Below are 20,498 nucleotides of genomic sequence, written 5' to 3' on the forward strand. Positions count from 1 at the left end.
CAAGGAGGTCTGCCATTATGACTTTTCAACTTTTCCATTTCCGTGATTCGGACAGGATTTTAAAGGAAAAATCCATGCTCTGCTATATCACCCTGACCATGGAGCATGTCTTCAACGCCATCAAAGGCGTATATCTGCGCAATACCCTGCTTCGAACCGTCCTGGATGAGATGGGCTGGCATCAGGGGGATGTCTGGAACATTATCGCCGGCCGCCGTTGCCGCTACCTGGGATATAAAAACGGGGTGGCCATCGAGGCGAGCTTTACCGATTATTCGTATATCGCCGAAGGCCTGACCTGTCTTCAACTCGGTTATGACAAAGGCCAGATCGATGTCGGCATCCTGCTGTTGACCACCAGGGGCATTCCAGCGGGCAAGGAAAAGGATACGTCCGTCATATTGAACAAGGACATGGGTGCCATGGAACCCACCATAAGATTGCCGGTGTGCATCTGCCTTTACGATTTCGGCGATTCCGTGATCGGCAACTGCAATAACTTTCCCTCCTGAAACCCCTCACATCGTCTACAGCACCGGATCTATTCAGCTGCATATCCCATTGCCTGATTAACCCGTTGATCGTCACAGGCGGTCATGATGCCGGTGTAGAAGCGATCCATTCCGGCATCTTGAAATCCGCTGCTTAAACCGTCCCACAACTGCCACAGAGACAGTTCTTCATTAATCTATATCCCATCATGAATCGCGCATATTGACCTTATATATAGGAGGGCACGCCATGTTCGAGATCCTGCACTTCAGGAAATCGGAGAAAATTCTTTCCAACAAAAACATGCTGGAGGATGTCCAAGCAACCATGCAGTACATCGACGATGTCTTGACCGGAGCGCTCTATACCAGGGAACTGCTCCGCATGGCCTTGAAGGAAATGGACTGGGCGCTTGATACCGACACCATGCGAATCATTGAAAACCGACGCTACATGTATAAAGGCGTTAAGCGTGGAATCGCCATCGATGGAAATATTTGCGCCTATGAATACATCCTTGAAGGGTTGGTACGCCTGCAGATCGGGTATGACAAACAGCGCGTGGAAGCCGGTATCCTGCTGGTTAACTCCAAACGCAGCGACAAAAGCTCACTCGGTACCACTTCTCAAATCATCAAAGAGGAGATTGAATCGCTTTATCCAACCATCCACCTTCCTGTGGCAGTCTGTCTATTCAACACCGGTGAACCGATTCTTTACGATGAGGAGGGCAATGCCTATGTCGCATCCGTTTCGAAAAATGACCACCCGGCAACTGAGAAAGCTGCTGCAGGATGACCGGGAAAGAAACCGACTTTTGACAGATACATCCGAACCATCAGCACCCAACCCGCCCGTTGTTCAATCAATGAGAATCCATCCTCCCCAGTCCCAACATACAGATAATTCTTCCGATCCGCGTTAGTCGATAACTGAATCAATTTTCAACAAACCAGATCAATTCCGGGAGCCGCCCGTCCGCTTGCATGGATACGCACCCTGTAGAGTCGTCAGGGGAAATATAATGCGCCTGGTGGTGAAAGGCGTATCTCCCGGAATCAAACTAAATGGAGAAAAATATGAAACAAAAATTGACCACCCTTGGGAAAGTCTTTGACCGCGTCGATGCTATGTCCGCTGGTTGTTATGACCAGAATATCGACGTCCCCGATATATCATTCGATAACCTGGATGTGCTGCGCATTGCCGGTGAACCACATCCGGTGAGAACGGTGGCACAGCGATCGATTTCAAACCGCCTTGGTATTCCGTATCCTTATTTGAGACGGTGTCCGCCCGATGTGCAGGCGTTGAATCTGAATCATTGGATCACCCAGGAAAAGAATGAAAAGTTGCTTTTCCGTTTCGATGGGCAGGATGTGCGGGCGCTGTTTACGACAAAATATACACCCGTAGATAATTTTGAAGTTTGCGAGCGGTTGGATTCGCTTGGTTATGGACTGGATACCGAAGTCCAGTGCCATCTTGATCCGGAGTTCATGTCGTTGAGCATCCCAGACGGTGCCAAGGCATTCGATATTAACGGTGATCGTTTCAAACCTGGCATATCCATATCGAATTCTGAAGTGGGTCTGGCATCGTTGTCCATCTCGGCATTCGTGTTGCGCCTGGTCTGCACAAATGGACTGGTGTCTAAGTCGGATGTGTCCGCGTCATACCGGCATGTCAGCACCAAGATCCTTTCCGAGTTCCCGCAGGTTTTGGATAAAGTATCGTACGAGCTTGGCACCCAGCGATCACAGTTCAAGCTGTCAATGGAATCCCCGGTGGATAACCCTGAATCGACTCTGGCCAGTTTCAATCGTCAGTTTGGGTTGAATGCCCAGGAAAAGGAAGCGGTGGAGTGGGCCTGGCCAATGGAGATGGGGGATACGATGTTTGCTGTGGTCAATACATACACCAGGGCGGCACAGTGGGATGAACTGTCTGCGGAGTCAAGTTTCAGGTTGTCTCGTGTAGGCGGGAATATTTTGGGGATGTTGAATTGAGAAACGAACCCGGAGTTCGTTTTCTGGGATAGATGGGGAACCCTCCTGGTCGGTGGATTGGGAGGGGACCATGTATATAAGATATTAAATATTGGACAATGCTCATTGGATTGACTTAATACGAGCTTTCGGCCTAAATGGTCGCTGTTAACCTCAGAGTATCAAAGGTTTACAAGAATTTAAATCACTCAGTGGTCTTTAGGGATTCCATATCCCTTGCGTGTTTGAATCCCCTTGTGGTATTGGCACAGTGTTTTTTTCATCCGCTTATTACTAAGATCCATCCATAAATAGTGTTCCACGATTAAATTCCATAAGCGCACTTGTCGGGTTACTGGTTGGTCTATTATATTAAAGGGAGGGAAAAACATGCAGAACGCGCTTATTCTTTGAGTTGCGCTGGTAGTAGATTTATTTCTGGTTTGGGTTGCAAAAACAGGCATTGAGAAACTCATGTGGGGCTTTTGGGGTGGTTTCCTTTTCGATCGTGTTTATGGCCTTTCTCAACTATTTCTTCATGTCACTACTCTTTCTGGTTAGAGATAATCTTCAGTAATTTGAAACGAGAATAGTTTCGTGTCTTCCGTCATGTAAATATATTGTAACGTGTATCCGTCCTTCAGGATAGATCTCATTCCTGGGTTCTCTTTAATGGAATCAAGTACTTTACCTTTAATTTCTGCCTTGTACGACCAACTGAACTCCTGTGGTCTATCCGCTCGTGCAACCCCTGTCCTTCTACTACTCTGAGCAATGTCGTACGTCATCGTTAATATTTTCGCGGACCGTGTGATATTCGTCATAACGGTCATGGCATCGATTACCAGTGGTAATTTTTTCGAGTAGTCATCGACAAACCTATCAACCTCAGATTCGATCTTCTTTGAGTTTTCCGGTATCATGGACATCACCCACGCTAAAGGATTCGAGTATCCTGCTGCTCTCATTTGTTTCACAACGACCTTAGGTATGGTTGCCAGAAAAACTATTACGACAAACAAAAGTACATATTTTAAGAATTTACCTAACGGGTTCTTCTTCATTGTTTGTCTCCTTTTAAATAGGTTGTATTTCAAATATTCGGACTGAACCGGATCAATGCTTGACCATTGAGACAAATCCAAATACCGGCCAACCGGGTTCGTAGTCTCTTGGAATAAACGTCTACCCCTACCAAGAATCCTCCTCACCAATGGGGCTGCTCAACAATTTCATCGAAACAATGGTTGTTTATATCCTTTTTCTCGATAAGATCAATCTGAAATAGCACGAGATCTTTGAGAATTGGGACCGACTCACGTTTTAATGCTTTTTCGCACATAGCATTAGCACCTTGAAATTGACCGCATATTCTTAGCAAGTCTATTAAGATGGCAGATTCGCTGGCCTCATCATCAGCAAATGAGATCCCCACTTTTCTGGCACCATGAAACAAATCAATGGCTTTCTCTCGGCAGTGTCTGGCCTCTGTGACTTTATCATGGTCATCACAGACCCAAGCTGCATTTAGTGCTGCCCATCCAGCTTCAGCAGGATGACCGGTAGATCTTTCAATGATGAACCATCGTAAAAACTGATTTGCTAATTTGGGGATAACGTAATCTGATTTCTGTTTAATGTACTCAGCTGAATTTATCACACTATTAACGTTTGGTGAACCTTTGCTGATGACAGGTGCACAGTAACCGCATTCGTCACAGCATTGAACCCACATATCCATTGTGGATCTTAACATCTCTGGTGGCCGCATGTCCAAATCCGGAGAACCAAATTGATTAGTTGACGCCATATGGGGGAACAAACCTTTGTGGCCACAAATGAAACATTTACCGGTTCTAAATGTGATTGTTGTCAATATCAGACCTCCAGTATTATAGGTTAGTGATCCATGAATATTAGTTTAAATGTCCCTGTTTAATCTAAAAATACACAGCGCTATGGTTCTGACCAAAATCATGGTTCCTTAACAGTTGGCAAATTGCGTTAACGATTTTCTGTCCGCCAACCGCTGATGGCTCAATTGGAGATAATGGTGAATAGTCTCTGGCATCATTACACGTGAGCCGTAGATCGATTATTGTAAACCCTACTGATATAGCTTCTCTGATGATTACGTCATTGAATATAGATAGGGCTGTTACCGCTATTGGCTCCAAATCTGGTATCGAGTCATAGATAGTACAAACAGCAGTTGGCAGTTTGAGTGCCATTACGTGCTTCAGCATCTGGTTATACTGGGATTGAAACTCTAATCTGGCATCAGTAAGCATGGACAGAGCTTCAGCAACGGAATCGGCTGGCTCGTAGAGTATGCTGCTGGTCTGGAGGGCGTCATTACCTCCACAACTTACGATCAGATGTGAGGCATCCTCTGGCAAATCTTTCGTCTGGTACTGGACATCTCTGGATACGTTCCCATCTATGGCCAACAATGTGGCTTGCCAGGAATTGCCTAACTGGTGTCTGAGTTGATCGATCACAGCTGGCTTTCCTGGGACATAGCTTGCGTTATCAAATATTGAATCACCAAGTAAAACAACGTGGCTCATAGTGTTGACCTCCTTTGGGTGAATGGGTTATGGCATGTATTTCTGCCTTTACCTACAAATAGAGGAAAGATCTGTGCCAAACAGAATATCTACCTGAAAAAAGGGTTTTAAAAACTACAAAAATAAAGGAAATAGAGGTAGGTTATGAAATTGTAAGTGCAACATTTGGGAGGAAGTCAAATCGAAGGGTGGTCTCAATCTGTGATTATGTAGTAATTTAACGACTACAATCAATAAAGGTGTCTCCCACTTTCTAAAAACTCAAGCCTACACACCTTTCACCATAATATGCAGATACACAAAAAATGGAGGTACCTATTATAAATGATATCACAGAAAATTTTTACATTTATCAACACTGATACATAAATAAACAACAAACTATTTTAATAAGGTGCGCATTATGCGATGGTCAAAAAGTGATTATTTTATCCTTGTGTTTTATCTTCTATTCCTTTTTTCCGTATGGTGGTTTTGGGGAAGAGAACCTCATATAAAACTATGCTGCGGTTTTGATGATCCTGGCTTAATATATGTAGAACCGAAATGGAATGGTTGGCATAAGAGCGCTATTGTTTATATGAAAAATATACCACCTGAGTGGAAGGGAACACTTCCTGAAGTTAAAGGTTGGTGGTTCGTTAAAAGAAAAATTGCCGATATTCCAGACAACGTTATCAACTTTAACGAGTCAATGGAAACTAATATTCTAAAGTTTGAAAAGTATTTCGTGTGGGAACCTCTCGACAACAAAAAAATCTTTTGAAAGCTTGATAAGTTTCTCGTAGATGAAATTCTGTGAATTATAAAATATAGAAAATAATAAAATTCATAGCACCAAAAAAACCGACAGGTACCAAATTCCATCCGGATATCTCAATATAAAGTCGCCATAGGCGGCTATCGCCTCGCCACGTGGCACAATTCTTTCGTTAAATATTCATAGGGTGTCGATCCACGGTAGCGACCCACAATCTTGCACAGAATACTGTGAAGAAGACAGGGATAAAGACGGTGCCTTCGTTGCCAAAAATTTTATGATGGAGATTCTATGATGAGTTTATTAGATGAAGCACCATCGGACTTTGCTGATTTCAAGTATTGGCTTATTAAAGTAGCCGAAATGGGTGTATGCTTCAACTTCGATAATCATTGTAGTGATCCACTAATTTTGGATTGCAAGAACTGTGATGCTTTTATGGATGCTGAAATGTGTACTGATATTTTTTATGCAGGGTTGAGAAGGGCTTATCATCCATTGCCAAAAGAGAAAGAATCGAAGCCACCTATTATATGGCCTGAAAGCGAATGGCCAGAAAATAAGGAAGAAAAGTGATACTAATTTACTGTTGTTTATTACATTTGCATTTATCGTTTGGTTCTTGTCACGTTTAATTACTGGCTCAGTATTCATTACCCAGCATGCGACCGCAACTTGCTGCCGGGGGTGTCTGTGGAAATGGCACCGGATTGAAAAAGGACGGCCGCTGACATGTGATGAAATTGGGTTTGTGGTGGTGTAAGTTGCATGTTAGTTTGAGACTTGTTTTGAGCATAAAATTAAGAACGCAAAAAACCTGCCCGATTTTTGGTTCATAATAGAAATTGTATCACGGCTACTACCACCCAAAGTGGATATTGTCGTGACTCCTTTCACTATCAACTATCTCGCCGTTGAAATACTCCTTGTTGGAAGTTAGATTTTTTTATGTAATCCACTCTCAAAATCGTCAATATTGAAATATTCTGGATTCCATATTTTTTTTCCAACCCGTTTGGGATTCTCCTTGAAATATCGATTTCTTTCATAAAAATGCTTAGATATTGCGGTTTTCATTTCACATTCCGATCCATAATCACTGTTGAAAATTACTGCCTTTTTCAGCCCGCTAAAGACTGACTCGATGACGTTTAAGTATTGACACCTTTTGGGTAATAGAAGTGAATTGATCTCAGGACCGGTTTTCCGACTGTTCAGACTTTCAATAAAATTTTTCAGTTCCTTCGATCTATGCCAGGACGCACAGTCCCACGTGATATGCAATTTTGAGCAACCATGGTATTTATAATAAAGGATGAGTATCAACCGCTTAACGGTCTCGGTGTCTTTCGATTTTCTGAAGAAAAAGATCACTTGATTTTTTAGAGCATCCAATGCGCCAATGAAAGTCACCCGACCTTTGGGCTTCTGGATCTGGGGGACTATTTTGACGGTGCCCTTTTCGGTGAGACTTGTCCCACCATATTTTTTTACCTGCCACGGGCCGGCTTCATCGACAAAGAAAAAGGCCTCCCCAGGTCCCATGTTTCTTAGTGTTTCGAGGACTTTTTTAACCTTAATCTTATATTTTGGATCATTGCACATCAGTACGTACCTGGCTCTTTTCCAAGTGTAATCGGTCTCTTTTATCGCCCTTAGTACCGAACTTCGATGAAGTTTTTTACCGTATATACTCTCATAGACTTTTGCGATGTCATCAAGTCGCCAGGATGTTCGGTTGATGTCGTAGTCCTTTGGTTGATGATGGATTATTTTAACAATCCTACCTGTTCGTTTCTTTAATTCGGGATGACTTCTGCTGAAATCCTTTTTGGTCGCTATTATGGAGATACCTTTTTCCCGATATTTTCGAAGCCAGCCATAAATAGTTTTTGACGGCCGATTTACGACAGTGCAAATTTCGAGCATCGAATTGCCGTTATTCGCCATAAGAAGTGAGGTTGCTTTTTCTCGCTCAAGCCTATGTGTACCGCTTTTGGCATTTTCCAATATCCTGACTTCGTCATCAGTTAGTTTAGGGTAAAATTTTACTGATTTAGTTTTCGGTATTTTATAAAGGGAGATCATGTAGTCAATGAATTGTAGCGCCGATCTTTGCTTCAGAGGATAGAGTGGACCAATGGAATTAAGGATGGCTTTGATTTCTGTCAACCAGGATAATGGGTTGTTAAGATCGATTTCTATCTTTGCAGCAATTTTGTTTCCATATTTACGGGTTCTTAGAATGGATCTCTTTGGAATCAGGTATTCGAAACCATGTTTTTTTACCCCGGCAATTCGATGGTAAAGTGTAGATTGTGTAATATTAAGCGATACTCCAGGTAACGGATGGTGGGTGCGACTTGTAATTTCTTCGATGAGTTGCTTTTTTTTCTTCAACTTAAGACTTGGATCAAGGAAAGGATATACCGTGGCGTAATTGTAAAAGGCCAAATTGAAGGCCTTTTTATTAATCACCCTGAACCATTCCGGTATATTGATTTCGCAGGGAGGCGGTATCTCCGGGCGCAGATTTGGATTGCGCTTATGTTTTTGAATACCGTTAACTTCTTTTTCTATAGTGGCACCATCAACGCCCTTGGCACGAGGCTGGATCCAGCGATGGGAAATGGCTGCACGCCTGAAGCTGCTGTAACCTGGAAAATGAGCTCCGTCACGCCTGAAAACAGTAGAAAGTATCCGGTAATTATATGCGTACCCCCTGTTTGGATCTATGTATAATCTTATTGATTCGATGTCGATATTATCGAAAAAGCCATTGCCTTTCCAATGTCCAGATTTTGGTGCCAGAGAAAAAACTCCGTTTTTTTTATAGTTCCTTAAATAGGAATAGAATGTTTTCCAGTTGACTCCATTATCTTGGCAAAATTTCTTTAGGAAAGGCACTTTGCGAAACCTGGCTCCATGCCTTTGCGATTCTTTATCAAGGAGTTGCTGATATTCCTTGATGAGTAAATAGCGGTTTTGGGCCTTGATTCTTTGAAATTCGGCACAGCCTTCCAACTCATGGAGTTCAGGGTACGAAAGCTGCCTTTTTTCCTGAGACTCATTAAAGAGGTTCGTCATGGCAACCTCCTCGGAAATTAGAGGTTATGGTCATTCATAATATGTCCAAAGTGCCTGTGGAACCAAGAATTTGATAGGCAAAATGACATAAAACAAAGAAAACCATCGAAAAAATGGAGTAAGTAAAGGCACTTTAAAGCCTTTTTAATTGCTTAGTTTGTTAATCTTACATGTCAGTTGGTTAGCTGCTATTTTTCCAAAAACCACTTCAAAAGAAACACCCCTATGTCGGCCATTAGTCATGTTGCACCTGGGTTTAGGCGTCTGGTAGGCAAGTTCAACCACAATGCGATTAAAAAAACTTTGAAACTTCATAACGGATTCGGATCGAATTATGCGTCTGTTGAGGAAAAGAATTTTATACCCAACCCCGTACCCGTAGTCTTTGCGGGGCGGTTCAATACGAGGTGTGTGCGCGGATCCCGTGGAGGCCAAAATCTGCCATTGTTTGGTGTATCAGAAACTGCAAGGTGCCCCCATGTAGTGGGCAGCTACTATTCATAATAAGCGGGATGTCAGAATAACGGCAGGGATTGATTACCTGAGATTCTTCAACAGTGAACGCAAGGTATGAGCGCGGGTCCCGTCGTGCAAAGTTAGAGCTCTGCGGCCGCTGTGGAACGCCGATCGCAGACGAGGGACGCCGGATGTGGCTCGCGTTTCCGTCCCTTTGCGACTTTGGGAATGTCTCCAAAGTCCCGGCTTCATTCAAACCAACCTGCCACATTTTTTACAGCCTGCGGGTTGTCGACATAAAAGACGACTTGCCCAAATGGTCCGGTCATAAGAATAGTTCCGACCTCCTGTAGTATCGTATATTTATTCTCCGGTCATGGCAGGAATATATGGATTAGGAACGTTTTTTCTTACGAAACTCCCACGGCGCAACAGGATTTGGATGCGACCATAGACCTATATCCCCATCTATGGCCATTGATTCCAAATCAAACCAGCTCTCGCAGATCTCCATCATGCAATATTTTCGATATACCCAGGCCATACCACTTTCAACCAGCGATTCATTCACACAAACATCTCCCACGTAGACCATCCCGACAATACGACCATAGCGATCGATATCCTTTTTGACGACGCGGACCTGCTTGCCGAATACCAGATCAGAGGTAAATTGTTTGGCCCTGTTTCCAAAGTCCTGGTGGCTCTCGGGCGTATCGATGCCATACAATCGGATTTTGTATTGAGTGCGGTCTTGTAGAACGGTTATGGTATCGCCATCTGCAACGCCAACCACTTTTCCAACGATCACATCATCCGCGTAGCCTATGGCGGTAAGGGAAAGGATAAACAAGGCGATGAATAGGCGGGTAGCTTTTAACATTTCGATGTCCTTTAAAAATTATGAAGAATTTTTAAACGTCATTCCGGAAATGCACGGTCTTTAAATGTCGATTTGGTATCATCAAAACGCCACGATCTATTTTCCCATGAATCCGTGAATGCAGGCGCGTGTTCAAATTCCTGATCCCATCCATTTTCATTCGATGAAATCGCTGCCGTTCCTCTACATTTAGGAAATCTTGAACATCCGAGAAACTTTTCACCACTTTTCGCACCATTCTTTGATTCACGGATGACCATAGGACTCCCGCATTTTGGGCAGGAATCACTGTTCTGCTTTTCCTCAACAATTTGCTTAATGTGCTCTATATGTGCCTTGGTCGTTTTCCTCGATGACACTAGGCGCACTGCTTCAATTTTTGAAAGAATCATCTGAACATCGGCATTGAGTAACGCATGCTCGTCTTTGGATTTGATATATTTGATAAGACCAGGACCATTGATGACATTTTCAGGCATTTCAGTTTTGAAAGTGCTGCTGCCTACAAAAACGACAATGGAGAATATTTGCTGGTCATTCAGTTCCAACAATGATTTCAGGGTCTCTACGTGTTTGTAATTCTGATGGAGGGGATTCTGAAATTTCTTCGTATGCTTGAATATCTTCTGGGTCCACGTTTTCTGACGGGCGCCGCCAAAGATCCATCCCTTCATGTTTTTAGTCTCGATGACAAAAACGCCGTATTCCGAGACGATGATGTGATCAATCTGAGTGGTTCCGTCGGCGGTGGGAAGGGTGACATTTCTCAGGACGTTATATTTATCTTTGTTCAGGTGGATCTTTGCGGAGATGTGTACCAGCATCTCTCCAGCGAAACCCTTGAACCAGGGCGATTTCAGAAAGTATATGAAGGCAACGCCGAGTATGGAAATCATCATTACTGGTAAGAATGCATTGAAAACAACCATAGGCCCCATATCACCCTCCATTGTTAAAATTCACTTTCAATTTGGGGAGATGCAACAAATAAACCAATGACATAAACTATATATTGTGTAATGTAAGACGGTTAGGAAGTATATTTTGTGAATGGCTGGAAATTGTGACAAAATCTGGCAATGTGGGTTATAAAAAATGACACACAAACGAACACAAAGTTTTGCGGGTAGAAGTTATAGGTGTCTAAAATAATGTTGATTTCTGACTTTCAATTTTTCGGCACAGAACCTGCTCTTTCAATAACCAGCGAAGAGAAACAATACCCCATTGACCTGAGTTGATGCTTTGCTGGCTCCTAAACGACCTCCGGGATTACCAGCAAAACGCTGATCTGAACTGCCTCTCGCTTCTCCCTTTAAGGCAAGACTCTGCCGATCGGGGTCTTGCCCTTTTTTATTGTCCAATCATTTTAAGTTAATCGTTTATTTACCTAATTTTCAACGTTTTCATGTTCATTTTGAAGAATTTTTTTGTTTAATCCAACGGATTCCAAAATTTCCTCAATCGAAGAGTTATCAAAAAGCATAATATCAAAAATTAGAAAATTTTCATTTCCACTCTTTCCAATCGTTGTAGTACATCCTGTATCAATTTTATAATCATGGCCTGGTACCGTTTTCAATTCGTATTTTCTATAAGTTTTCCAATCATAATTGGGAAATGTTTTTTCGGCTAACTTTTTACTCCAATCGCGTAGATAATCCGCGGCACCAAAACATTGATACCATCTATATGAATTCTTTTTTGGTACATATTTATCATAAATAGATCTTATTTCATTATCAAATTTTTTAGAAATTTCTCTAATTTTCTCATCTTCATCATCTTCAACAGGTTCTAAAAATTCTTCAAGTGATACATCCTCCTCAAGATCTATACCCATATCAGTCAAAATTTCATAGTACTTATCAATCAATACATTGTATTCAGGATCTTCCGTCTGCTTTTCAAATGCGTATGTATCATGTGTATCAAACTTTGTATATTCCCACGGACCATGTTCGTTCTCTGTATCCCACAATGGCAAATGATTCCACTTGTCATCACGCAGCGAAAATCGGAGCATACCTTGATTAAGAAGTTCCACTACGTCAGGATCATTGAGGTGTGGTTCGACAAGATTCCAATCCTTTTCAAAGTTAAAAATATTGATTCGCATATATCGCCTCCATAAGAAATGTGGGTTTATTCTTATATCGGTAATGAAGAAAAATTCATTAGTGGAAAATTGTAAAATGATTTCAACTATATGGATTTATTTTTACATACAGCCTAATTTCATTTCAGCTGAAAATCTTTTAAGTTCACGAATAATTAACCGATATTTCAAATGACCTGAAATAATGTAACTTTCGTCAGGGAGGGTAGAATGACGCTGTCCATAGAAAAATGCCCAAAATGCAATGGCCAAGGAAAAATACGATATAGATTTTGGATGTCAGAAATTATAGTATATAATCTAATTCTATTAAAAGCGAAATATCCTTTACATGAATTAGATTGGAGCATGTACGTCATTTCTATTAAGTGTCCTCTTTGTGATGGAGATGGTATATTTGATTGGGTGAAAAAAGCAATGAAAAATAATATCGATAAAAATCAAAGGAAAATAAGCGGTAATATGGATATCTATTGGCAAAAGGCAGTCAACACATGGCCATTAAGTAATAACACACACACCTGGTTCTTATGCAGCGACAGCAATCTTTATAAAAACCCTATAAATGTTATTAACTGTAGCCAAAAGAGATATAGAGGTGTCAAACTTAACAAGAATGTATTAACAATGGGGGTTCGTCAACTTGAAGAGTTACATAACAAAATTATAAACTATTATAAATCGATGAATGATATGCAAAACAATCTCATAACAAGAAAAATTGTTATTAAAGAACTTCAATTGTTAGAATTGAATGATTATTTGCCAGACAAATTTTGTTATCCAAATAAAGACGATTATATTTCATATTATTAATGTTTTGAAAAAATTTATGATACAGAACAGTGAAGAAATATTAGAAAGGCAGATACGAAAATAAAAAAATTAAATTATAGAAAAAATTCGTAAAGAAATACCAAAAGATATAATTTAGCTCGCATTTATTTGATCAATTAGAGTTCCAAAAAGTTTATTGGAAGGACATTATTATGGTCCTGATTAATTACAGAAATTCAATCATCAACAAATGATATCAGAGACGGAATCATCACAGTGCTCACCGCCCTCAATAAATAAATATTCCGTTACAGCTTTAAATTAACGGATAAGGACCGTCAATACATTCAGAACAAGGGCATCGACACTATCCGCATTCACGCCTTTGATTTCACCACGGCTAAATTGGCGCCGGCCTCCTCCAAAAATGATGGCAAGCAGACGCCGATGTCAGGGCATCCGGTATTCATTGCACAGCATGCGACCGCGACCTGCTGCAAGGGTGTTTGCTGAAGTGGTGCCCAATTATAATAAATTGACCTCACCGAGATAATTGCAAAATTCTTATCTGCTAACCAATTTTATTATGATTTTAACCTCTTTTCCGATTCTTCGATTGCCGAATCAACATCATAATTAACATCATTTCCGCCCAATTTTTTTGCCATTTTGAAATCATCTAATGCTTTCCCATGTTCATTCTTGTCTGACCAGCACACTCCTCGCAAAAATAGAGAATCATAATCATCAGGACTTAATTCAACTGATTTTGAAAAAAAATTAATCGCAGAATCCAAATCATCCATATTTTGTTGATACAAAATTCCTAAATAATAGTAAGCATTATCTCCATCCGATAAATACGAGTATTTTTTATTATGTTTTGCTATATAATCTGGGTTCTTTTCAATAACCGTGTGGAACATATGCAATGATGTGTACATAAAATCAGTATCTCCGATATTGAAATAATTGATCGCATCATTGAATAGCTCATCAATTTCCTTTTCTTCCATTTCCTGTAATGATACCTGGAGCTTTGGTTTATGTAACTTTTTAATTTTCGACATGCTTATCCCCTTTTTATTATCCTAATAGAATTTACCATAAATCTGTTATCGGCGTTATTTATCAAATACTTAATTTTGCAATTTCGAATGCATTTAATATATATTCACTATCACAGGACATCCTGTATCCATTGCCCAGCATGCGACCGCGACCTGCGCCGGGGATGTCTGTGGAAATGGCACGGGATTGAAAAAGTGCGGCTGCTCACAGAGGATGAGATTGGGTTTGTGGTGGAATTGGTTATGGGGTGGATTGGGGACCAGATTTAATAGACTGTAGGATAGGGGACTTGACGGCTTTTTTGACGGCTTTTTGTTCCCTTAAACGGATTTTAACGGTTAAAAAAGGTAATAAAATCAGGCGGAATACGCGCTCGCTCGGCCTTTCACGCCGGCGACAGGGGTTCGAATCCCCTTGGGGACGCCACTTTTAAAATATATGTTATTCCCTATGTACTGGCCGTTTGCGAGGATCCGATCCTCGTAAGCGGTCTTTTTGTTTTTGGTGCCATGGGGTGAATACAAAACGAGAATACAAAACGGGTTGGAGACAGCTAATCTGAGACTGCTTTTTTATTTGTGATGGTTATAACTTCGGCAGGTCCGTTGAGTCTTTCCAGGGCTTCACGACTGCGATCATTGCCGAACATGCGGTGTAGATATCTCTCTGTGGTGTTTGGGCTTTTGTGCCGCAGAATGTCCTGGATTACAGCCACAGGCTCACCAGCCTGGTAGAGTGTGGAAGCCGTAAGGTGCCTTATGGCATGAAATCCGAAATGCTGGACCTTGGCGGCCTTGCACAGTCTTGCCATCAGGTGGCGGCGCTGCTTGAACGGTTGACCGTAATAGGGATTACAAAACGGTTTGTCGTCCAGACAGATGAATACATGCTGGCGGTCGATACCTGAGATGGCCATGCGCTTTTTTATCCATTCCACCAGGGCCGTTTTCAGGCGGGATGTCATCGGGATCCAGTTTTCTTCCAGGTGGCCGCCCAGGCGCTTACGTGTGCGCAGACGGATCTGGCTGTTCTTGAAATCCAGATCGTGGATCGTTAGGCGGAAAACCTCACTTTTACGGGCAGCCAGGTGCAGCAATGCCAGCAACATTACCCGGTCCTGGCCATTCGAAACATCATAAACTTTCCAGAAATCATCTTCAGGCGGTACGTATCGAGCCTGTCGGGTTTCGGGAAACTTGGAAATCTGTTGAAAGGGATTTTTGCTCAGGGGCCAATCAGGGAAATTGGCGCGGCCCCATTTCCAGGCAGTTGACAAATTCTTGCGGTCCTTATTGGCGGCATAGCCTGACCGGTCCTTGAATTGTTTTGCCAAGAATTCCCTGCAAATTTTTACAGTCAGGTTCTCAACAGGTGTGTCAGCCTGGATTTCTGGCTGTTTAGCCATGCGATCGAAGGCGCCTTTCTTTTCCTGGTAGGTCTTTTTGACGTATCTTAGCTTGGCATCGTCCAGGTATTCCTGCAACCAGGTATCAATCGAAAGAGATACCGTGGGTATTGCCGGTATGACGATCTGTTCTTGCAGTTCCTTTTTGGTATCCCTTTCCCACTCGGCTGCGGCCCGAAAGCTGTCCTTTGAACTGTCCGAAAAGAGCTTGTCCTTGCGGGTGCCCTTCACCATGACTGTTGCCCGGTACACTTGACTGCCGTTGCGGACTTTGATTAGGCTTGGCATTTTCTATCATCCTTTGCATTACCAGTTTTTCAAAGAACCGCCATCTACCGGGTGAAACCTCGACTCCACCCCACCGATCTGCATACTTGATCACCGTGCGCCGGTCAAGCTTGAGAAATGCCGCCAGTTCGATGGGTTCGATGGCACGGCCGTAAATTTCGGTTAGATCCAATGCGGTCATGATTTAGGTTAATTGGCTATGGATTATAGGGTTTTTGCACGTTTCCGGCACCATGTGTCGTGCCGCAGTCTGTTCTGATCCAAGTGTGCGATGACGAATCACCAGATAACCAAAGAGAACTATTTATCTGCCTCGGTTTTCTTCGATGTCAAATCCTGAAAATATCGATCCAGGTTGTCGGTATGGGCATAATAGCGATTGTCGATGACGCGCACCGGCAGCCCACGCCTGATGAATTTCATGACCGTAATTTCAGTCATCTGCAGATAATCCATGATCGCCTGCTTGCCGATCAGAATTTTATTGGAGCTGGCTATCATCTTGATCCACCTTGACGTTCAGTTGATGCGGCCTGGGGGAAGGCGATCCTTGCATTCCGGGCCGCCTTTTTCATAGCGCTTGACTCATCGGTTCAGCCATCGGGGACGCTCGTAGACGATGCGACGGGATTCGGGCGGTTCTTCCGGTGCCGGCCGGTCCAATGCCTTTTTCTGCGAATCCTTTTTCCGCCAGAACGAAATCCCCAGCACCTCATGGGCCAGCAATAACAGCGCCGCGCAGTCCCAGGCATGGTTCGGCCGTTCCTGCGGGTTCTCCCATACGCCCTTGTCGTTGATCCCCTCCACGGTCATCTGCCGGGCCCAGTCCTGGGTTAATTCCCTGTGGTAGTGCCAGCATCCCGGATCCCCGGGGGCGATCTCCAGGATCCCGGCCAGCTGGTTCTTGAAATAGTTGGTGTCGAACCTTACCAGCTTGATCCCGCCCGGGATCGGTTTCTTCGATCCCGGATAATATTCCCGGTTGGAATAGGCATAGGGGGTGGCCATGGTCTGCTTGCCCATGGTGGGCAGGATCCTGCCCCGGTGCATCCGGCAGAAATCATAGACCTCGCTGGTGCGGTGCCCCATGGCGTCCAGGAGGGCGAGCCGGACCGGATGCACCTTGCCATCGATATCCTTGTACTGGTGATCCCATAACACCTGGGCCAGGGCCTCGAACGTCGGCACCTTGCCTTCCCGGATGCACCACGAGGAACGTTCCATCCCGTAGCCGAAGGCCCGGATCTCGTAGTACAGGCCGTCGTCCTGGGTGTCGCATCCGGCCAGCAGGCAGGCCACCCTGCCGCCGGAGGGAACAACACCGCGCGGCCGGTCGTCGGCCAGGGCCAGGATGCGGTCCTCGCTACGCTCCACCGCCACCGTCAGCCACGGCTCGGCCGCATGGCCGTTGCGGAAGTCCTTCATCTTGTTGCGGTTGCCCAGGCCTTCCAGGAAGGCATGGGCAACCTCCCACAGCTTGACGAACGGGCTCAGCCATGAGGGGATGTGGAACCCGATGGTCACCGGCCGGATCGAATTCAAAGCTGTATTAAGGGACCGGCCCTTGCCCCGGTCGCGCCACTCTCCCGCGCGAACCGCCAGGTCCCGGTCGGCGTCATCCCACTTGGATGAACAGTGGACGCATTCGTACCAGGCCGACTGCTCGGCTTTCATTCGCAGGGGATCGCGCAGGTCCTCCGGCCAGCGGATGTTCTCGAAGGTCATTTTCTGGTAACCGCCGCAGCGGGGACAGCATACCCAGTAGTCAAACACCAGCTGGCACTCGGCGGTCAGGGCCCGCCAGATGGGACCGGTCTCCACCGAGGGCGAACTGGTCCGCCAGATCTTGCGCATGTGGGCGAACGTCCGCGTTCTTTTCTTGGCCAGGTCCGTGGGGCTGGCTTCCTTTTTGGTGGCCGTCTCCGGATACTTGTCCTCCTCGTCCAGGACCACGTAGGGCAGAGGCTTGTTGGCCAGCCTGGCCGCACTGTTGGCCCAGGCCATGTAGATGATGGCGTTCTGCAGCTTGATCTTGTTGGAGGACAGGTCGTCGGCGTACCCGGTGAGGTAGGAGCGCAGCCGGGGACTGTCCTCGAACATGGGCCTGATCCGGTCGCTGCTGTTCTCCCGGGCGGTGTTTTCGTCGGGCATGACCACCAGGGCGTTGCCCGGCCTGCGGTCCACCGCATAGCCCAGGCAGGTGTAGTTGATCTCCGACTTGGCCGTCTGCGGCGCCGCACATACGACAATCTCCTGGACCGACGGGAAGAAGCTGGCATCCAGGATGCCGGCGGCATAGGGCACGGTGGAATTCTTCCAGCGCCCGGGCACCGCGGCATCCTTGGGCAGGTGCCGGTGGCGCTCGGCCCAGACCGACGGCCGGATGGCCTTTTTCTTCTTCAGCACCCGCCGCTCCGCCCTCGAGAACCGCACGGAGGAAACACCGCCGCCCAGCTGCTCGAGCTGCTCCTCGGTCAGCCACCGGGTGCCGATCGGCACCGGGCTGTTGAAGAAATCGATCATGAAGATTTTTTCTCAGCGGTTTTGCGTCGTATCTCCTCGAATACTTCAAGCATCGCTTTTTCGAGGTGTGGGGCAAGCCCGTCACCCGAGACCGTTACCAGCCTGTGCTCGAGCAATAGCGCATGCTCGGCCTTTAGGTACTGGTACAGAGCCACCATTGCCATGGCCAGGCAGGCTATCCAACCCATTGTCTCAAACATTTTTGGTCACCGTAATTACAAACGTTGTCATTAATGATGAAATGCCTTGATTTTCGCTGAAAAATTGTATTGGCTTAGTCAATTATGATGATTTAAGAGGACGGCGAATGGATTTGCCTGATTTTCCCGTCGATATAATAATATCAGGGTAAATTTACCTTAAATTTGATGGCTACCAATTAAACAAATTAAGGAAAACAGATGCCGCATCCAAACGGAGGTAGGGGAAACACTTTTCCCACGACAAAGACTTTTGCTCAGGCCTATGCACATGTGAGTAGTTACGGCCTTAAGTTTAATTCAACAACAGGTGAGCCTATTACAGCTGCCCAGGGTGTTGCACAAGATAGGTTGACGGAGACTATTAATTTTCAAGGAGAAAACAGTCGTCATGGTAATGTCTGCGAGCAATGCTGGGGTTTTAGAAAAAACTGCTCTGGTGCTAGAATTGGCCACTGTGTAGAAGCTCTTAATGCATTTTTAGCTAAGGATTTATAAATGAAGCTACAATTCGAATCTTACGAAGAAGGAATGGGTGGTGAATTAAAATGCCCCTCGTGCGGTAATCATTTCCTCCACCATGATAAGATTGAAATCTTTGAACGTGAAGAAGATGCAGAAAAAGGACTTCATATAGAAATAGAAGATGGCATTTCCACAACAGATACCAACTTGTTTGGAAATCCGAGTGAAAGAAGGCATGGTCTGTTGATCCATTTTTGGTGTGAGGGATGTCAAGCCAAACCTGTGCTTTCTGTTTCTCAACACAAAGGAAGTACCTACGTTGATTTCAAGTAATCATGGAAAAAACCGCCCTCGCTAAAAGCGTAGTTACCAATACAAATTTTCAAAGAACGGTTGGCAGGTTTGATGATACTCTGCCTTTTTAAATTATACAGGGTTCGAACCCCTGTGGATTAACGACGGTCCTGCTTCTGATAACTCGGTAAATGGTGTTCCCAGTCGGTCGAAATGAAGTCAATATGGTCGACCCGGGCCGCCTCCGGGAAGATTCCGTTCCTGTCCTTGTAGTACTTCCGGTTCGGGTAGGCCCGCCGTGCGACATATCCGCCGGGAGAACACGCCCGCATCGCCTGCAGCATTTCCATCAGTCCCTCCTTTTCACGACCACACCGATCTCGTCCATGCGGCCGAACTCGTCCAGCAGCTCGTCGATCACCGGGTAAACCTGATCACATAATGCCTGCGGTTTGTTCCGGGCCTTTTCGATCGAGGCGATCCAGTCGCCCGCGTTGGTCCGCACCGCATGCTTCAAGCCGGCTTCCAGGGTTGCGATCTTCATGGCGGTGTGCAGCTCGACTTCATCGATCTTGCGATACAACCCCCGGTCCCTGGCGTTTTCGAATTCCTTGCGGTCCGCATCCTCCTTGGCCTTGCGCGTTTCGTGGCGCAGCTTCTGGATGTTGAGATCTTCAGCTTCGTCCGCGCGGTTGAATCCGGACTGCATCAGCTGCGCCCGGGCCACATAGGCCATCACCTCGGTCATGGTGATGGCCTTCTTGTCGGCAAACGACAGCAGCCCGGAACGCCGGTCCTGGTACACCTTGGATTTTTTAACCGGCTCATCCCGGCCGGGGGCACAATACCCCTCGACCCGCAGCCACCGGGCCACATCGGCAATGGTGCCGACGGTTGCATCCCTGTCCTGCAGGGTGGTACCGGACCCCTCGACATCCGCCACCGCCTCGGCCAGGGCCTTTTCCGAGGCCTGCCAGTCGCGCAGCTTCGATGCCGTGCTCTCCTGGTTGTAGGCCCTGAGGGTGGACACCGTGGCGTTGTACAGGGTCGTCAATCTCGCCTTGTCGCTGTCGCCGACGGTCTTTAAAAGCGTGTCGATCCGGTTGCGGTCGATGTTCAT

At 45.2% G+C, this 20,498-nt stretch carries 25 protein-coding genes; 11 read left to right on the plus strand and 14 right to left on the minus strand.

Annotated elements, in window-relative coordinates; all coding sequences use genetic code 11:
* Window positions 1-17 precede the first annotated feature (17 nt).
* The 3 genes from ACHZBS_RS22660 to ACHZBS_RS22670 all read left to right on the plus strand — a co-directional run bounded on the left by ACHZBS_RS22660 (window position 18) and on the right by ACHZBS_RS22670 (window position 2,501).
* A complete protein-coding gene (locus ACHZBS_RS22660; protein WP_319408767.1) occupies window positions 18-512 on the plus strand; it encodes a hypothetical protein in 495 nt (164 codons plus the stop codon).
* Between the two features lie 229 nt (window positions 513-741).
* Window positions 742-1,290, plus strand: coding sequence for a hypothetical protein (locus tag ACHZBS_RS22665; protein WP_319408768.1), 549 nt, complete (start codon window positions 742-744; stop codon window positions 1,288-1,290).
* Window positions 1,291-1,571: 281 nt separating this feature from the next.
* Entirely contained in the window at window positions 1,572-2,501 is a 930-nt protein-coding gene (locus ACHZBS_RS22670) for a DUF932 domain-containing protein (protein WP_319408769.1), read from the plus strand.
* A gap of 536 nt (window positions 2,502-3,037) precedes the next feature.
* Here the strand turns inward: ACHZBS_RS22670 and ACHZBS_RS22675 are convergent.
* The 3 genes from ACHZBS_RS22675 to ACHZBS_RS22685 form a co-directional block, all read right to left on the minus strand.
* On the minus strand, window positions 3,038-3,544 hold the full coding sequence (locus ACHZBS_RS22675) for a hypothetical protein (RefSeq protein ID WP_319408770.1): 507 nt from the start codon (window positions 3,542-3,544) through the stop codon (window positions 3,038-3,040).
* Window positions 3,545-3,687: 143 nt separating this feature from the next.
* Window positions 3,688-4,356 (minus strand): hypothetical protein, encoded by a 669-nt coding sequence (locus ACHZBS_RS22680; protein ID WP_319408771.1) that lies wholly within the window; start codon window positions 4,354-4,356, stop codon window positions 3,688-3,690.
* Window positions 4,357-4,420: 64 nt separating this feature from the next.
* On the minus strand, window positions 4,421-5,050 hold the full coding sequence (locus ACHZBS_RS22685) for an SGNH/GDSL hydrolase family protein (protein WP_319408772.1): 630 nt from the start codon (window positions 5,048-5,050) through the stop codon (window positions 4,421-4,423).
* A gap of 403 nt (window positions 5,051-5,453) precedes the next feature.
* On the opposite strand from ACHZBS_RS22685, the gene ACHZBS_RS22690 reads away from it, so the two are divergent.
* From ACHZBS_RS22690 to ACHZBS_RS22700, 3 genes are all read left to right on the plus strand, one after another.
* Window positions 5,454-5,816, plus strand: coding sequence for a hypothetical protein (locus ACHZBS_RS22690; RefSeq protein WP_319408773.1), 363 nt, complete (start codon window positions 5,454-5,456; stop codon window positions 5,814-5,816).
* Between the two features lie 285 nt (window positions 5,817-6,101).
* Window positions 6,102-6,386: a hypothetical protein gene (locus ACHZBS_RS22695; RefSeq protein ID WP_319408774.1), complete on the plus strand. Its 285-nt coding sequence runs from the start codon at window positions 6,102-6,104 to the stop codon at window positions 6,384-6,386.
* Window positions 6,387-6,432: 46 nt separating this feature from the next.
* Window positions 6,433-6,573, plus strand: coding sequence for a DUF4186 family protein (locus ACHZBS_RS22700; protein ID WP_394708051.1), 141 nt, complete (start codon window positions 6,433-6,435; stop codon window positions 6,571-6,573).
* A 173-nt stretch (window positions 6,574-6,746) separates the two neighbouring features.
* Here the strand turns inward: ACHZBS_RS22700 and ACHZBS_RS22705 are convergent, their stop codons facing one another.
* The 4 genes from ACHZBS_RS22705 to ACHZBS_RS22720 all read right to left on the minus strand — a co-directional run bounded on the left by ACHZBS_RS22705 (window position 6,747) and on the right by ACHZBS_RS22720 (window position 12,355).
* The gene (locus ACHZBS_RS22705; RefSeq protein ID WP_319408775.1) at window positions 6,747-8,897 is read right to left on the minus strand and encodes an IS630 family transposase; all 2,151 of its coding nucleotides are present in this window, start codon (window positions 8,895-8,897) and stop codon (window positions 6,747-6,749) included.
* An 850-nt stretch (window positions 8,898-9,747) separates the two neighbouring features.
* Window positions 9,748-10,236, minus strand: a complete 489-nt coding sequence (locus tag ACHZBS_RS22710) for a thermonuclease family protein (protein ID WP_319408776.1) — start codon at window positions 10,234-10,236, stop codon at window positions 9,748-9,750.
* Window positions 10,237-10,274: 38 nt separating this feature from the next.
* Entirely contained in the window at window positions 10,275-11,174 is a 900-nt protein-coding gene (locus ACHZBS_RS22715) for an NERD domain-containing protein (protein WP_319408777.1), read from the minus strand.
* Between the two features lie 452 nt (window positions 11,175-11,626).
* The gene (locus ACHZBS_RS22720) at window positions 11,627-12,355 is read right to left on the minus strand and encodes a hypothetical protein (RefSeq protein ID WP_319408778.1); all 729 of its coding nucleotides are present in this window, start codon (window positions 12,353-12,355) and stop codon (window positions 11,627-11,629) included.
* Window positions 12,356-12,565: 210 nt separating this feature from the next.
* On the opposite strand from ACHZBS_RS22720, the gene ACHZBS_RS22725 reads away from it, so the two are divergent.
* Entirely contained in the window at window positions 12,566-13,171 is a 606-nt protein-coding gene (locus ACHZBS_RS22725) for a hypothetical protein (RefSeq protein WP_319408779.1), read from the plus strand.
* A gap of 321 nt (window positions 13,172-13,492) precedes the next feature.
* Window positions 13,493-13,645 (plus strand): DUF4186 family protein, encoded by a 153-nt coding sequence (locus tag ACHZBS_RS22730; RefSeq protein WP_394708052.1) that lies wholly within the window; start codon window positions 13,493-13,495, stop codon window positions 13,643-13,645.
* Window positions 13,646-13,716: 71 nt separating this feature from the next.
* Here ACHZBS_RS22730 and ACHZBS_RS22735 read toward each other — a convergent pair whose 3' ends face one another.
* Entirely contained in the window at window positions 13,717-14,202 is a 486-nt protein-coding gene (locus ACHZBS_RS22735) for a hypothetical protein (protein WP_319408780.1), read from the minus strand.
* An 87-nt stretch (window positions 14,203-14,289) separates the two neighbouring features.
* On the opposite strand from ACHZBS_RS22735, the gene ACHZBS_RS22740 reads away from it, so the two are divergent.
* On the plus strand, window positions 14,290-14,472 hold the full coding sequence (locus ACHZBS_RS22740) for a DUF4186 family protein (protein ID WP_394708019.1): 183 nt from the start codon (window positions 14,290-14,292) through the stop codon (window positions 14,470-14,472).
* 284 nt (window positions 14,473-14,756) lie between these two features.
* On the opposite strand, the gene ACHZBS_RS22745 is transcribed toward ACHZBS_RS22740, so the two are convergent.
* From ACHZBS_RS22745 to ACHZBS_RS22760, 4 genes are all read right to left on the minus strand, one after another.
* Window positions 14,757-15,896, minus strand: coding sequence for a site-specific integrase (locus ACHZBS_RS22745; protein ID WP_319408781.1), 1,140 nt, complete (start codon window positions 15,894-15,896; stop codon window positions 14,757-14,759).
* Window positions 15,897-16,196: 300 nt separating this feature from the next.
* Window positions 16,197-16,397 (minus strand): hypothetical protein, encoded by a 201-nt coding sequence (locus tag ACHZBS_RS22750; RefSeq protein ID WP_319408782.1) that lies wholly within the window; start codon window positions 16,395-16,397, stop codon window positions 16,197-16,199.
* Between the two features lie 84 nt (window positions 16,398-16,481).
* On the minus strand, window positions 16,482-18,419 hold the full coding sequence (locus tag ACHZBS_RS22755) for a terminase gpA endonuclease subunit (protein ID WP_319408783.1): 1,938 nt from the start codon (window positions 18,417-18,419) through the stop codon (window positions 16,482-16,484).
* Entirely contained in the window at window positions 18,416-18,619 is a 204-nt protein-coding gene (locus tag ACHZBS_RS22760) for a hypothetical protein (protein ID WP_319408784.1), read from the minus strand. The genes ACHZBS_RS22755 and ACHZBS_RS22760 overlap by 4 nt, the downstream gene beginning before the upstream one ends.
* A 201-nt stretch (window positions 18,620-18,820) precedes the next feature.
* Here ACHZBS_RS22760 and ACHZBS_RS22765 point away from each other — a divergent pair, with 201 nt between their 5' ends.
* Together ACHZBS_RS22765 and ACHZBS_RS22770 are read left to right on the plus strand one after the other, a co-directional pair.
* Window positions 18,821-19,117, plus strand: coding sequence for a hypothetical protein (locus ACHZBS_RS22765; protein ID WP_319408785.1), 297 nt, complete (start codon window positions 18,821-18,823; stop codon window positions 19,115-19,117).
* Window positions 19,118-19,417: a hypothetical protein gene (locus tag ACHZBS_RS22770; RefSeq protein ID WP_319408786.1), complete on the plus strand. Its 300-nt coding sequence runs from the start codon at window positions 19,118-19,120 to the stop codon at window positions 19,415-19,417.
* A gap of 119 nt (window positions 19,418-19,536) precedes the next feature.
* Here the strand turns inward: ACHZBS_RS22770 and ACHZBS_RS22775 are convergent, their stop codons facing one another.
* Both ACHZBS_RS22775 and ACHZBS_RS22780 read right to left on the minus strand, forming a co-directional pair.
* Complete coding sequence (locus ACHZBS_RS22775) at window positions 19,537-19,728, minus strand: hypothetical protein (RefSeq protein ID WP_319408787.1); 192 nt, start codon at window positions 19,726-19,728, stop codon at window positions 19,537-19,539.
* Complete coding sequence (locus ACHZBS_RS22780) at window positions 19,728-20,498, minus strand: hypothetical protein (protein WP_319408788.1); 771 nt, start codon at window positions 20,496-20,498, stop codon at window positions 19,728-19,730. Before ACHZBS_RS22780 ends, ACHZBS_RS22775 begins: the two co-directional genes overlap by 1 nt.

Origin of the sequence: uncultured Desulfosarcina sp., assembly GCF_963664155.2 — a bacterium.
GTDB lineage: Bacteria > Desulfobacterota > Desulfobacteria > Desulfobacterales > Desulfosarcinaceae > Desulfosarcina.

Excerpts from the sequence above, each read along its gene's own strand:
- ACHZBS_RS22660 (WP_319408767.1), top strand. The coding sequence starts at position 18 with ATGACTTTTCAACTTTTCCATTTCCGTGATTCGGACAGGATTTTAAAG.
- ACHZBS_RS22665 (WP_319408768.1), top strand. The coding sequence starts at position 742 with ATGTTCGAGATCCTGCACTTCAGGAAATCGGAGAAAATTCTTTCCAAC.
- ACHZBS_RS22670 (WP_319408769.1), top strand. The coding sequence starts at position 1,572 with ATGAAACAAAAATTGACCACCCTTGGGAAAGTCTTTGACCGCGTCGAT.
- ACHZBS_RS22675 (WP_319408770.1), bottom strand. The coding sequence starts at position 3,544 with ATGAAGAAGAACCCGTTAGGTAAATTCTTAAAATATGTACTTTTGTTT.
- ACHZBS_RS22685 (WP_319408772.1), bottom strand. The coding sequence starts at position 5,050 with ATGAGCCACGTTGTTTTACTTGGTGATTCAATATTTGATAACGCAAGC.
- ACHZBS_RS22690 (WP_319408773.1), top strand. The coding sequence starts at position 5,454 with ATGCGATGGTCAAAAAGTGATTATTTTATCCTTGTGTTTTATCTTCTA.
- ACHZBS_RS22695 (WP_319408774.1), top strand. The coding sequence starts at position 6,102 with ATGATGAGTTTATTAGATGAAGCACCATCGGACTTTGCTGATTTCAAG.
- ACHZBS_RS22705 (WP_319408775.1), bottom strand. The coding sequence starts at position 8,897 with ATGACGAACCTCTTTAATGAGTCTCAGGAAAAAAGGCAGCTTTCGTAC.
- ACHZBS_RS22710 (WP_319408776.1), bottom strand. The coding sequence starts at position 10,236 with ATGTTAAAAGCTACCCGCCTATTCATCGCCTTGTTTATCCTTTCCCTT.
- ACHZBS_RS22715 (WP_319408777.1), bottom strand. The coding sequence starts at position 11,174 with ATGGGGCCTATGGTTGTTTTCAATGCATTCTTACCAGTAATGATGATT.
- ACHZBS_RS22720 (WP_319408778.1), bottom strand. The coding sequence starts at position 12,355 with ATGCGAATCAATATTTTTAACTTTGAAAAGGATTGGAATCTTGTCGAA.
- ACHZBS_RS22725 (WP_319408779.1), top strand. The coding sequence starts at position 12,566 with ATGACGCTGTCCATAGAAAAATGCCCAAAATGCAATGGCCAAGGAAAA.
- ACHZBS_RS22735 (WP_319408780.1), bottom strand. The coding sequence starts at position 14,202 with ATGTCGAAAATTAAAAAGTTACATAAACCAAAGCTCCAGGTATCATTA.
- ACHZBS_RS22740 (WP_394708019.1), top strand. The coding sequence starts at position 14,290 with ATGCATTTAATATATATTCACTATCACAGGACATCCTGTATCCATTGC.
- ACHZBS_RS22745 (WP_319408781.1), bottom strand. The coding sequence starts at position 15,896 with ATGCCAAGCCTAATCAAAGTCCGCAACGGCAGTCAAGTGTACCGGGCA.
- ACHZBS_RS22750 (WP_319408782.1), bottom strand. The coding sequence starts at position 16,397 with ATGATAGCCAGCTCCAATAAAATTCTGATCGGCAAGCAGGCGATCATG.
- ACHZBS_RS22755 (WP_319408783.1), bottom strand. The coding sequence starts at position 18,419 with ATGATCGATTTCTTCAACAGCCCGGTGCCGATCGGCACCCGGTGGCTG.
- ACHZBS_RS22760 (WP_319408784.1), bottom strand. The coding sequence starts at position 18,619 with ATGTTTGAGACAATGGGTTGGATAGCCTGCCTGGCCATGGCAATGGTG.
- ACHZBS_RS22765 (WP_319408785.1), top strand. The coding sequence starts at position 18,821 with ATGCCGCATCCAAACGGAGGTAGGGGAAACACTTTTCCCACGACAAAG.
- ACHZBS_RS22770 (WP_319408786.1), top strand. The coding sequence starts at position 19,118 with ATGAAGCTACAATTCGAATCTTACGAAGAAGGAATGGGTGGTGAATTA.
- ACHZBS_RS22775 (WP_319408787.1), bottom strand. The coding sequence starts at position 19,728 with ATGGAAATGCTGCAGGCGATGCGGGCGTGTTCTCCCGGCGGATATGTC.
- ACHZBS_RS22780 (WP_319408788.1), bottom strand. The coding sequence starts at position 20,498 with ATGAACATCGACCGCAACCGGATCGACACGCTTTTAAAGACCGTCGGC.